This is a genomic window from Actinoplanes octamycinicus, assembly GCF_014205225.1.
Lineage (GTDB): Bacteria > Actinomycetota > Actinomycetes > Mycobacteriales > Micromonosporaceae > Actinoplanes > Actinoplanes octamycinicus.
Window position 1 is genome coordinate 3142755 of the sequence record NZ_JACHNB010000001.1, and the last position, 11439, is coordinate 3154193.

The 11439-nt window shown below is 72.9% G+C and carries 12 protein-coding genes and 1 tRNA gene; 10 read left to right on the top strand and 3 right to left on the bottom strand.

Features of this window, described 5'->3' with window-relative positions:
• The first annotated feature begins 32 nt into the window (after window positions 1-32).
• The 4 genes from BJY16_RS14125 to BJY16_RS14140 are packed head-to-tail and all read left to right on the top strand — an operon-like array spanning window position 33 to window position 3513.
• Entirely contained in the window at window positions 33-596 is a 564-nt protein-coding gene (locus tag BJY16_RS14125; RefSeq protein ID WP_185039903.1) for a hypothetical protein, read from the top strand.
• Window positions 593-1648 (top strand): efflux RND transporter periplasmic adaptor subunit, encoded by a 1056-nt coding sequence (locus tag BJY16_RS14130; RefSeq protein WP_185039904.1) that lies wholly within the window; start codon window positions 593-595, stop codon window positions 1646-1648. The genes BJY16_RS14125 and BJY16_RS14130 overlap by 4 nt, the downstream gene beginning before the upstream one ends.
• A gap of 5 nt (window positions 1649-1653) precedes the next feature.
• Window positions 1654-2304 (top strand): ABC transporter ATP-binding protein, encoded by a 651-nt coding sequence (locus BJY16_RS14135; protein ID WP_185046440.1) that lies wholly within the window; start codon window positions 1654-1656, stop codon window positions 2302-2304.
• Window positions 2305-3513: an ABC transporter permease gene (locus BJY16_RS14140; RefSeq protein WP_185039905.1), complete on the top strand. Its 1209-nt coding sequence runs from the start codon at window positions 2305-2307 to the stop codon at window positions 3511-3513.
• A 7-nt stretch (window positions 3514-3520) separates the two neighbouring features.
• Here BJY16_RS14140 and BJY16_RS14145 read toward each other — a convergent pair whose 3' ends face one another.
• Entirely contained in the window at window positions 3521-3736 is a 216-nt protein-coding gene (locus BJY16_RS14145) for a hypothetical protein (RefSeq protein WP_185039906.1), read from the bottom strand.
• Window positions 3737-3831: 95 nt separating this feature from the next.
• Between BJY16_RS14145 and BJY16_RS14150 the strand changes: the two genes are divergently transcribed.
• On the top strand, window positions 3832-4842 hold the full coding sequence (locus tag BJY16_RS14150) for a hypothetical protein (protein ID WP_185039907.1): 1011 nt from the start codon (window positions 3832-3834) through the stop codon (window positions 4840-4842).
• 70 nt (window positions 4843-4912) lie between these two features.
• On the opposite strand, the gene BJY16_RS14155 is transcribed toward BJY16_RS14150, so the two are convergent.
• Together BJY16_RS14155 and BJY16_RS14160 are read right to left on the bottom strand one after the other, a co-directional pair.
• Window positions 4913-4985, bottom strand: a tRNA-Arg gene (locus tag BJY16_RS14155).
• A 13-nt stretch (window positions 4986-4998) separates the two neighbouring features.
• Window positions 4999-6078: an alpha/beta hydrolase gene (locus tag BJY16_RS14160; RefSeq protein WP_185039908.1), complete on the bottom strand. Its 1080-nt coding sequence runs from the start codon at window positions 6076-6078 to the stop codon at window positions 4999-5001.
• Window positions 6079-6241: 163 nt separating this feature from the next.
• On the opposite strand from BJY16_RS14160, the gene BJY16_RS14165 reads away from it, so the two are divergent.
• The 5 genes from BJY16_RS14165 (at window position 6242) to BJY16_RS14185 (ending at window position 11416) form a co-directional block, all read left to right on the top strand.
• The gene (locus tag BJY16_RS14165) at window positions 6242-6928 is read left to right on the top strand and encodes a single-stranded DNA-binding protein (RefSeq protein WP_185039909.1); all 687 of its coding nucleotides are present in this window, start codon (window positions 6242-6244) and stop codon (window positions 6926-6928) included.
• Between the two features lie 245 nt (window positions 6929-7173).
• Window positions 7174-7632, top strand: coding sequence for a hypothetical protein (locus BJY16_RS14170; RefSeq protein WP_185046441.1), 459 nt, complete (start codon window positions 7174-7176; stop codon window positions 7630-7632).
• A gap of 34 nt (window positions 7633-7666) precedes the next feature.
• Window positions 7667-8716: a cobalamin biosynthesis protein gene (locus tag BJY16_RS14175; protein WP_185039910.1), complete on the top strand. Its 1050-nt coding sequence runs from the start codon at window positions 7667-7669 to the stop codon at window positions 8714-8716.
• Window positions 8713-10239, top strand: a complete 1527-nt coding sequence (locus BJY16_RS14180) for a cobyric acid synthase (RefSeq protein WP_185039911.1) — start codon at window positions 8713-8715, stop codon at window positions 10237-10239. Before BJY16_RS14175 ends, BJY16_RS14180 begins: the two co-directional genes overlap by 4 nt.
• A gap of 100 nt (window positions 10240-10339) precedes the next feature.
• Window positions 10340-11416: a M48 family metallopeptidase gene (locus tag BJY16_RS14185; protein WP_185039912.1), complete on the top strand. Its 1077-nt coding sequence runs from the start codon at window positions 10340-10342 to the stop codon at window positions 11414-11416.
• Window positions 11417-11439: the final 23 nt, after the last annotated feature.

Consider the following 11439-nt stretch of genomic DNA (forward strand, 5'->3'; position numbering starts at 1 on the left):
GGCCGCCCGGCCGCCGGTGAAGGAGACGACCGATGAGAAGGGCGACGATCCTGGTGGCGGGGCTGCTCCTCGCCGTGGCGCCGGCCGGCTGCGGGAAGGCCGCCGGAGGCGACCCGACGGTGGCCACCGCGCAGAGCGCCGGGACCGGGAGACCGGCCGCGTCCGCGACCCCCAGCGACGATCCGGACGCCCCGGTCAAGTTCGCGAGGTGCATGCGCGAGCACGGGATGACCTGGTTCCCCGACCCGGTCGAGGGCAGGCAGACCCTCAAGATGCCGCAGAACGTCAAACCGGAGGACTTCCAGGCCGCTCAGCAGGCCTGCAAGCAGTGGGCGCCGGACCGCGTGGCCGGCCGGAAGCCGAGCGCCGAGGACATGGAGAAGCTCCGGCAGATGTCCAAGTGCATGCGCGAGAACGGGGTGCCCAACTTCCCGGATCCGAGCGCGGAAGGGGGCATCGGCCTGGACAGCCGGATGGGCATCGATCCCGAGTCGCCCACCTTCAAGGCCGCCGAGAAGAAGTGCGAACAGTACGGGCCGAAGCCCGACGACAAGCACACCGAGAACGACGAGGCGGGGTCGGGGGGCAACGCGTGAACCGGAAATGGACCACCGCGACCGCGGCCGGGGTGCTGGTGGCCGGTGGGGCTGCGGCGTTCGTCCTGGTCGGCGACCTGCCGGACGGCAGCGAGCCGGCACAGGCCGGCAGCAGCCCGCCGGCCGCGACCGCCGACGTGACGAAGCAGACCCTGGTCGACAAGGAGAGCCACGACGGGACCCTGGGCTACGGCGACACCACCGGGCTCGCCTCCAGCCGCAGCGGCACGGTCACCTGGCTGCCCGCCGTCGGCGCCACCGTCAGACGCGGCAAACCGCTGTACAAGATGGACAACAAGCCGGTGCTGCTGATGTACGGCACGCTGCCCGCCTACCGCTCGCTCTCCTCCGGTGCCGAGGGCGCCGACGTCAAGCAGCTGGAGAAGAACCTCTGGGCGCTCGGCTACCGGGGCTTCACGGTGGACGACGAGTACACCTCGGCCACCGCCGACGCGGTCGAGCAGTGGCAGGACGACCTCGGCCTGGACGAGACCGGCACGGTGGAGCTCGGCCGGGTGGTGTTCAAGCCCCGGGCGCTGCGGATCGACTCGCACACCGTCGAACCTGGCGCGGCCGCCCAGCCGGGCACCGAGCTGCTGCAGGTCAGCGACACCGGCCGGGTCGCCACCGTGGAACTCGACGTGGCCGACCAGCGGCTGGCCAAGAAGGGCGCGAAGGTCGACGTCACGCTGCCCGACGCAACCGTGGTCCCGGCCCGGATCAGCGAGGTCGAGACCACCGTCGAACAGGCCGAGAACCCGGGGGAGGAGGACACCACCAAGGTCGGCGTGACGCTGACCTTCGACAAGGCGCCGGCCGGGCTGAACCAGGCGGCGGTCACCGTGCTCTTCGTCGCCTCGAAGGCCGAGAACGTGCTGACCGTGCCGATCAACGCGCTGCTGGCGCTCGCCGAGGGCGGTTACGGCCTGCAGGTGGTGGACGGCGGCACCACCAGGATCGTGGCGGTGCGGACCGGCCTGTTCGCCGACGGCCGGGTCGAGGTCTCCGGCGACGGCCTCGCCGAGGGCATGAAGGTCGGGGTCCCGGCATGAGCCCGGTGATCGAACTGAGCGAGGTCACCAAGACCTATCCGGGCGGGGTCACCGCGCTCCGCTCGGTCGACCTCACCGTGGCGGCCGGCGAGCTGATCGCCATCGTCGGCCCGTCCGGCTCCGGCAAGTCCACCATGCTGCACATGATCGGCACCCTGGACCGGCCGACCAGCGGCGCCATCCGGATCGCCGGGCACGACGTGGCGGCCCTGTCCGACCGGCAACTGTCGGCGCTGCGGGCCCGCTCCATCGGCTTCGTGTTCCAGCAGTTCCACCTGGCGCCGGGGCGGAACGCGGTGGCCAACGTCGCGGACGGACTGCTCTACTCCGGCGTACCGAAAAAGGAACGGGAGCGGCGCGCCGAAGCCGCCCTGATCCGGGTCGGCCTCGGCGATCGTCTCGGGCATCGCCCGCATCAGCTCTCCGGAGGAGAGCGGCAGCGAGTCGCGGTGGCCCGCGCGGTGGCCGGCGACCCGGCGGTGCTGCTGGCCGACGAGCCCACCGGCAACCTGGACTCGGTCGCCGGGGCCGGCGTGGTCGACCTGCTCCGCGAGCTGAACGCGGCCGGCACCACGGTCCTGGTGATCACGCACGACCACGAGATCGCCGGCTCGCTGCCCCGCCAGGTCCCGATGCGCGACGGGGAGGTGGTCTGAATGGTGGTCGTGGAGGAGTCGGCGCGGCCGTCGCTGCGCCCGGCCCGGCTCGGCGCCGCCGACCTGTTCCGGCTCGGCGGGTCCGGCCTGCGGGCCCGGCCGCTGCGGGCGGTGCTCTCCGCGCTGGGCATCGCGATCGGCATCGCCGCGATGGTCGCCGTGGTCGGCATCTCCGCGTCCAGCCGGGCCAACCTGGACCGGGCGCTGGCCCAGCTGGGCACCAACATGCTGACCGTGTCGCCGGGCAACACCATGTTCGGCGAGGACGCGACGCTGCCCGACGAGGCGCTGCCGATGATCGAACGGATCGGGCCGGTGACCGCCGCGACCGCGGTCGGCAAGGTGCCGGACACGTCGATCTACCGCACCGACCGGATCCCGTCCGGGGAGACCGGCGGACTGGCCCTGCTGGCCGCCCAGCTCGACCTGCTCAAGACGGTCGGCGCGACGCTGGCCGAGGGCGCCTGGCTGAACGCGGCCACCGCGAAGTATCCGGCGGTGGTGCTCGGCTCGGCGGCCGCGCGCCGGCTCGGCGACGTGCCGTCGGTCTACATCGACGGGCGCTGGTACCGGGTGCTCGGGGTGCTGAACAGCGTGCCGCTCGCCTCCGAGCTGGACAACGCGGTGCTCATCGGGTGGGACGCCGCGAAGTCGTATCTGCGGTTCGACGGGCACGCCACCACCGTCTACACCCGCTCGGTCGAGTCGCAGGTGGAGGCGGTGCGGGCGGTGCTCGCGGCGACCGCCAACCCGGAGAACCCGGACGAGGTACAGGTGTCCAACCCGTCCGACGCCCTGCTGCCGAAGCGGGCCGCCAACCAGACGTTCAACGCCCTGCTGCTCGGCCTCGGCGCGGTCGCGCTGCTGGTCGGCGGGATCGGGGTGGCCAACACCATGGTCATCTCGGTGCTGGAGCGGCGGGCCGAGATCGGGCTGCGCCGGTCGCTGGGCGCCACCCGGGGCCAGATCCGCACCCAGTTCGTCGCCGAGTCGCTGCTGCTGTCGCTGCTCGGCGGGCTGGGCGGGGTGCTCGGCGGGATCGTGGTGACCGCCGGTTACGCCACCAGCCAGGACTGGCCGGTCGCGGTCCCGCTCTGGGTGACCGCGGGCGGGATCGGCGCCACCCTGGTGATCGGCGCGATCGCCGGACTTTACCCGGCCATCCGGGCGGCCCGGCTGGCGCCGACCGAGGCGCTGGCCGCGGCCTGAACCACCGTCACCGTGCCCCACCGGCCGCCGGCTCGTCGAGCAGCAGCCGGTGGGCACGCTCGTAGAGGTCGGTGGCGTCCGGGGTGTGCACCAGGGCGGTCACGATGGCGACCGCCTCGTCGTGCCGGGCGGCCTGGCAACGGGACCGGGCCAGGCGGAAACCGAGCAGCACGCCGGCCACGAGGGCGACCGCGGCGACGGCGAACAGCAGGCTGGCGAGCATCCGCTGAGAATACTTCCCGGCCGGCGTTGATCCATTCTGGGAGCGATCCCGTACCGATGGACGAAGGATTCTTCGCCAGGGGAAGGCGCCGGCCAATGTATCGCTCCAGAATCAGCAGCAAGTCGCGTCGCTGGCAGGTGGCCGCGGTCGTGGGAGTCGCGGTGACCATCGCCGGCATCGGCCTTGGCGTCGCCTCGGCCGCCGAAGCCACGCCCACCGTCAACTGCCCGGAGGTCAAGGTCAATGTGGCCGTCCCGGCCCAGGCGCGCAACGAGGTGAACCGGAACCTCGAGCTGCTCAAGACGCAGATCGCCGAGGCCAACAAGCGGATCGCCGACACCAAGGGGCAGGGCGGGGCGAACTTCATCCAGAACGCGATCCTCGGCCCGCTCAAGGACAAGCGGTTCGCTGCGATCAGCCGGATCGAGACGGCGATCGGCCGGAACGCGGCCAAGCCGAACCTGAACGCCGCCGGCCTGGCCGCCTGCACGCTCACCAAGGACGGCGGCGGCGCTGCCCCGGCGAACCCGGTGGCCACCGGGACCGCCGCGGTGCCCGGCGGCAACCTCGGCATCCTGACCAACAGCTGCGACAGCAGCCGGCTGCCCCGGCACGACGGCTTCCAGAAGGGCGACCGGTGCGTCTCCACCGAGTTCGGTGAGGTCGGCTCGGCCGCCAACAACCCGTCGCTGCTGATCACCTCGGCGCCCCGCCAGGTGAACCGGAACCAGGCCTTCACGCTGCGGGTGAGCACCCGGAACCTGATCCGTGACCGGTTCCTGGCGGCCGGTCAGGGCGGCTACTACGTGGAGTCCAGCGTGCTGCGGAACGGGCTGGTCCGCGGCCACTTCCACACCGCTTGCCGGATGCTGGCGAGCACCAACACGGCGCCCGCCCCGGACCCGGTCCCGGCCTTCTTCGTGGCGACCGAGGACAGCAAGGGCGGCCGCACCCCGGACAGCGTGACCATTCAGGTGCCGGGCCTGCCGCAGTCCGGGCTCGCGCAGTGCGCCTCGTGGGCCGGCGACGGCTCGCACCGGATTCCGATGATGGAGCGCGCCAACCAGACCCCGGCCTTCGACACGGTCCGCATCCGCGTCCGCTGACCTACCGCGAACGGGCCCGCCGGCTCCGAGCGAGCCGGCGGGCCCCGTCGCAGGTCAGAAAGAGAACAAGCGCGCCCGGTAGGATTCGAACCTACGACCGACGGATTAGAAGTCCGTTGCTCTATCCGCTGAGCTACGAGCGCTGGCCAGCACATACTAGGCGGTCGTGCCGGACTTGTCGTCTGCCTCGTCGGCGGCCTGCTCGACGGCGGCCTCGGCGGCCTCCAGGGCCACCGCCCGGCCGCCCTGGTCCTCCGGGGCCGGCGGGATCTCGATCTCCGGCGTGCCGGGCGCCGGGACGAACGCGTCGACCCAGCGGCCCAGCTCCCGGAAGACCTCGGCGCGGACCTCCTTGCCGGACAGCGTCAGGTCGTGTTTGCCGCCGTTGAACTGGGCGATCGTCACCCGCGGGCCGAGGCCCGGCGCCCACCGGACGATGTGCTCGACGTCCAGGACGGAATCGGTCACGTGCACGTCCTCGTGCCAGGCGCGGCCGCGGAACGTCCGGTCCGAGCAGGCGACCAGCACCGGCGCGTCGATCGACAGGCCGGCCTGCAGCCGGCGCTGACCGCGGCGGATCGCGGCCAGCCAGCCCATCCGGACCGGGAAGCCGAGGATCGGCTTCCACGCCAGGTCGTAGGTCCACTCGCCGTGGTAGTCCTGGTGCAGGCTCTGGCCGTAGAGGCCGAGTGAGGGCGTCGGCAGCTGACGGTACGGCGTCCGGCCGGTCGCCGCGATCAGCATCGCCATCGCCGGCCGCCGCATGAACCAGGGCAGGTTGAAGTCGAAGAACGGACTGTTCAGGAACAGCCCGTCGACGATCCCCTGCTCGCGGCGCGCGTGCGCCCACAGCGAGGTGATCAGCCCGCCGGTCGAGTGCCCGGTCACCAGCAGCTGGTCGTGGCCGTCCTCGGCGCGGATGATCCGGGCCGCCTCGTCCAGCTCCGGGTAGTACTCGGTCAGGCTGCGGGCGAAGTTCGGAGTCTGGTGCGGCAGCAGGCTGCGCCCGTACTTCCGCAGGTCGAGGGCGTAGAAATCCCAGCCACGGGCGACGAAGAAGTCGGCCAGATGGGTCTGGAAGAAATAGTCCACGAACCCGTGGACGTGCAGCACCGCCCGGCGGGACGGCTGCTCGGCGCGCCGCCGGACCAGCGTGGCCACGACCGGGCCCTCGTCGTCGGTGCCCAGCTCGATGGTGTGCCGTTCGTACGGCCAGCCCAGGACGTCGGTCTCCACCCGGACAGGTTACCCATGGGTACGCGGTACCGCGCCATAACAGATCGTCCGCGATCCGAACCGGTCGTCCACATTCCCGCGCCGTCCACAGGGCGAGCCACCCGGCGCCGGCCGGCGGGCCAGGCTGAGCCACGTCCGCAGCACCCGACACAAGGAGAGACCAGTGTTCGACACGCACATCGTCGTCGTCGGCAACGTGCTGACCAAGCCCGAGTGGCGCCGCACCACCCATTCCAACCAGCTGGTGGCCAACTTCCGGCTCGCCTCCACCGCCCGCCGGTACGACCGGGAGAACCGCTGCTGGGTCGACGGCAACACGCTCCGCGTCCGGGTCTCCGCCTGGCGCAAGCTCGCCGAGAACGTCGGCTCCTCGATCAACGTCGGCGATCCGGTGATCGTCTTCGGCCGGCTGTACACCCGGGACTGGCAGGACGAGGAGGCCAACCACCGCGTCTCGTACGAGATGGAGGCCCTCGCCGTCGGCCACGACCTGGCCCGCGGCCGATCCCGGTTCTACCGCTCCCGCCCGGCCGGGACCAGCACCGTGGAGGACACCGAGACGGACACCGTGGTCGGCGGCGAGCCGGCCGAGCCGGTGGCCGACGGCGACACCCCGGTGCGGTACGGCGACGGCCTGCCCGAGCTGATCCCCGGCGACGCCGAGCCGGCCTTCCTGGAGGTGATGGCCGAGCTGGCCGAGGAGACCGCGGCCCAGGAGAGCACGCCCGAGGAGGACACGCCCGAGGAGAGCCCGGCCGAGCAGAGCGCCACCGAGGAGACGCCGGCCGAGCCGGTCACCGCCGAGATCCGGCGCCCCCGCCGTACGAAGAAGCAGCCGGTAGCGGCCTGAGACCTTCCCGCACAGCCGCCACCCCGGGGTCTCCCCCTGCGGATCCCGAGGTGAGTGGCGCCCGGCGGCCCGGCCGCGTGGGGTCCGGGGCCGGCCGCCGGTGCGGGGCGGACAGACGTGCCAGCTTTGTCGATCATGACCGATTCCCTCGATCGGGATGGGCCGATCGGGCCGCTTCTCCGAGCCGCCAGGCGGAGCGGCCCGATTGGTCGAGAGACAACCCCAACCGGCAGACTGAAGCGGTGATGCTGAAGGACATCCGCGCCCTCGCCGACGAGACGATGGTGCTAACGCCCGAGGATCAAGACGCCGAGCAGGCCAACACCACCTGGTTCGGCGCGCCGCCGCACGAGCGCCTGGGCACGTCGCCCGACGAGGTGGTGGCCGCCTTCGAGGAGGCCGCGGCCGCGCTGCGCGAGCAGGTGACCAGCTCCGGGCACCGGGGCACCGCGACCTTCTACGTGTGGCACGACGCGGAGGCCGGACAGCTGCGCTGCTCGGCCGGCACCCGCAAACCCAGCGACCTGGTCTTTCCGGTCGCCTACCAGGTGACCGAGGATCTGCGCGCCATCGTCGTGGAGTTCCTGGAGGACCGCGCGCCCGGCTCCATCCAGTGGGGCGCGCTGGAGCCGGTGCCGTACCCGGAGTCCGAGCCGGCGGCGCTGGCGGTCTGGGCGTTCGACCTGACGCCGTTCGGCCGCTGACGTTCGTTCGCCGCTCAAAGATCGGAAGAGACACGTGCCGTACCGGTGGACCGCTGACGCGGCCGGACTGATCGCCGGATATCTGGTGGACGCCGCGATCGGCGACCCGCGCCGCTACCACCCGGTCGCCGGTTTCGGCACCGCGGCCGCCGCCCTGGAACGCCGGGTCTACCAGCCCCGGCGCCGGACCGGCGCGGTGTTCACCGCGGTCGCGGTGGGCGTCCCGGCGCTCGCCGGGCTGGCCGCCGGCCGGGCCACCCGGCGCGTGCCGGTCGCCCGGTTCGCGCTCACCGCCGCCGCCACCTGGACCGTGCTGGGCGGCCGGACCCTCCGCAAGGAGTCCCGGGTGATGGCCGGCCACCTGGCCGCCGGGGACCTGGCCGCGGCCCGCGGCCGGCTCAACCACCTGTGCGGGCGGGACCCATCCGCGCTGGACGAGGCGGAGCTGGCCCGGGCCACGGTCGAGTCGGTCGCCGAGAACACCTCGGACGCGGTGGTGGCGCCGCTGTTCTGGGGCGCGCTGCTCGGGCCGGCCGGGCTGCTCGGCTACCGCGCGGCGAACACGCTGGACGCGATGGTCGGGCACCGGTCGGCACGGTACGCGCGGTTCGGCACGGCGGCGGCCCGGCTGGACGATCTGCTGAACCTGGCTCCGGCGCGGCTGACCGGGCTGCTGACGGTCGCGGTGGCGCCGATCGGGCGGGGGTCGCCGCGGGAGACGCTGCGGGTGTGGCGGCGGGACCGGGGGGATCATCCGTCGCCGAACGCGGGGCAGTGCGAGGCGGCGATGGCCGGGGCGCTCGGGGTGCGGCTCGGGGGACGGAATGTCTATTTCGGACGTAGTGAGACGCGGCCGTTCCTCGGGGACGGGCCTCGGCCGGGGGCGGTGCATCTGACCCGGGCGGCTCGGATCTCCGGGGCGGTCGGGGTGGCGGCGGTGGTGCTGGCTGCCGGGGGAGCGCTGGTGCGGGGCGGTTGCGAAGCGGTGCGGAGGCGGCGGGGGTGGGGGTGGGGCCCCAACGGGGCCACCAGCATCGTCGCCGGCGTCGCCGCCCGGACCGCCACCCGGAGCGCCGCCCGATGACCGCCGGCCTCCTGATCGCCGGCACCACATCGGACGCCGGCAAGAGCGTCCTCACCGCCGGCATCTGCCGCTGGCTGCACCGCAACGGCGTCCGGGTCGCCCCGTTCAAGGCGCAGAACATGTCCAACAACTCGGTCGTCGTGGTCGCCCCCGACGGCCGGGGCGGCGAGATCGGCCGGGCCCAGGCCATGCAGGCCGAGGCCTGCGGCCTCGCACCGGACCTGCGGTTCAACCCGGTGCTGCTGAAGCCCGGCAGCGACCGGTCCAGCCAGGTGATCCTGCTCGGCGAGGCGATCGACACGGTGACCGCCGGGAACTACCGGTCGCTGCGCCCCAAGCTGGCCGAGACCGCGTACGCCACGCTCACCGACCTGCGCGCCGACTACGACGCGGTGATCTGTGAGGGCGCCGGCAGCCCCGCCGAGATCAACCTGCGCGAGGGCGACTTCGTCAACATGGGCCTGGCCCGCCGGTTCCGGCTGCCCACGCTGGTGGTCGGCGACATCGACCGGGGCGGGGTCTTCGCGGCCTTCTTCGGCACCCTGGCGCTGCTCTCCGCCGAGGACCAGGCGCTGGTCGCCGGGTTCGTGATCAACAAGTTCCGGGGCGACCTGGGGCTGCTCCAGCCGGGCAACGACATGATCACCGCGGTGACCGGGCGTCCGGTGCACGGCGTGCTGCCGTTCCACCGGGACGTGTGGCTGGACGCCGAGGACTCGCTGGCGTACGGGACGACGCTGGGCCGGCCCGGCCCGCCGCACGGCCGGGAGTGGCTGCGGGTCGCGGTGATCCGGTTGCCCCGGATCTCCAACGCCACCGACGCCGAGGCGCTGGCCGCCGAGCCGGGCGTCCGGGTGCACCTGACCGTCGAGCCGGGCGACGTCGCCGACGCCGACCTGGTCGTGCTGCCCGGCTCCAAGGCCACCGTCAGCGACCTGGCCTGGCTGCGGGAGACCGGGCTGGCCGGCGCGGTGCTGGCGCACGCGGCGGCCGGCAAGCCGCTGCTCGGCGTCTGCGGCGGGTTCCAGATGCTGGCCGAGTCGATCGACGACGAGGTGGAGAGCGGGCACGGGGTCGTACCCGGACTGGGTCTGTTGCCGGTCGGGATCACCTTCGCGGCCGGCAAGACGCTGGCCCGCAGCACCGGGTCCGGCCTGGGCATGCCGGTGGCCGGCTACGAGATCCACCACGGGCGGGTCACCGCGGGGGAACCGGAGCCGCTGCTGCGCTACGCCGACGGCCGGCCGGAGGGCGCGGTGTCCGGAAACGTCTACGGCACCCACTGGCACGGCGCCTTCGAGTCCGACGAGTTCCGCCGGCGGTTCCTGACCGCGGTCGCGGCGCAGGCCGGCCGGCACGGGTTCACGGTCGCCCCGGACACCCGGTACGCCACGATCCGGGCCCGTGCCCTGGACGTGCTCGGCGATCTGGTGGCCGAGCACCTGGACACCGACGCGCTCTGGCGGCTGCTGGAGGACGGGGCGCCGGCCGGGCTGCCGTTCGTCGCACCAGGTGCCCCGTAAGGGTTCGACCCTGACGACATCGTTGCGTCCCGGGCGTACGTTGGGTCCGGCGCGGCGGTCGCCGCGCGGCCCGATGTGCCACGAGGACGGGGTGTGATCGATGACCACCGACGAGGAGAACCGACCGGTACGGCGCCGGGTGACGCTGACCGGAATCAGCTCGCGGGCCTGGGAGCACCCGGCCGACCGCGGCGCCCTGACCGCGTTGCGCGAGCTGCGCGGCTTCGACGACGTGGTGAAGACGTTCTTCGGGATGTGGAACGAGCGCGGGTTCCGGCTGGCCTACCTGGCCGGTGCGATCCGGGTCGACCACCGGCAGTACCCGCGGGTCTACCAGCGTTTCACCGAGGCGGCCAGCACGCTGGACATCGCCGAGCTGCCCGAGCTCTACGTGAGCCAGTCCCCGATCATCAACGGTCAGGCCATCGGCCTGGACAAACCGTTCATCGTGATCACCACCGGCGCGGTGGAGAAGCTCGACGACGACGAGCTGCGCGCGGTCCTCGGCCACGAGCTGGGCCACGTGCGCAGCGGCCACGCCGTCTACAAGACCATCATGATGATCCTGACCAGCTGGGCGGCGAACATCAGCTGGATCCCGGTGGGCGTGATCGCACTCCGGGCGATCATCGCCGCGATGCTGGAGTGGTGGCGCAAGGCGGAGCTCTCCGCCGACCGGGCCGGCCTGCTCGCCGGGCAGGACCCGGCCGCGTCGCTGCGGCTGCTGATGAAACTGGCCGGTGGCGGCGACCTGTCGCAGATCGACACCACCGCGTTCCTGGAGCAGGCCGCGGAGTACGAGGGCGGCGGCGACCTGCGGGACAGCATCCACAAGATCGGCATGACCGCGTGGAGCACCCACCCGTTCCCGGTGGCCCGGGCCGCCGAGCTGCGCAAATGGATCGACTCGGGGGCCTACGCGCAGATTCTGGGCGGCGACTACCCGCGTCGTGACTCGGACGGCGACGCCTCGGTCACCGAGGACGTCAAGGCGGCCGCCAAGTCGTACCGGGAGGACTTCGCCAACTCGCAGGACCCGCTGGTCGGCCTGGTCCGCCGATTCGGCGACGGGGCCACCGACATGGCCGGCGCCGCCGCCGGCCGCGCGATGAACTGGGCCAGCGAGGCCCGCCGGCGGGCCCGCGGCGACGGCAACAACGACGGTGAGGCCAACTGATCCACGAAACTGTCGGGGGACAG

Coding starts and splice junctions, on each gene's coding strand:
- BJY16_RS14125 (WP_185039903.1), top strand. CDS start 33: ATGAGAAGGGCGACGATCCTGGTGGCGGGGCTGCTCCTCGCCGTGGCG.
- BJY16_RS14140 (WP_185039905.1), top strand. CDS start 2,305: ATGGTGGTCGTGGAGGAGTCGGCGCGGCCGTCGCTGCGCCCGGCCCGG.
- BJY16_RS14145 (WP_185039906.1), bottom strand. CDS start 3,736: ATGCTCGCCAGCCTGCTGTTCGCCGTCGCCGCGGTCGCCCTCGTGGCC.
- BJY16_RS14150 (WP_185039907.1), top strand. CDS start 3,832: ATGTATCGCTCCAGAATCAGCAGCAAGTCGCGTCGCTGGCAGGTGGCC.
- BJY16_RS14170 (WP_185046441.1), top strand. CDS start 7,174: ATGCTGAAGGACATCCGCGCCCTCGCCGACGAGACGATGGTGCTAACG.
- BJY16_RS14180 (WP_185039911.1), top strand. CDS start 8,713: ATGACCGCCGGCCTCCTGATCGCCGGCACCACATCGGACGCCGGCAAG.
- BJY16_RS14185 (WP_185039912.1), top strand. CDS start 10,340: ATGACCACCGACGAGGAGAACCGACCGGTACGGCGCCGGGTGACGCTG.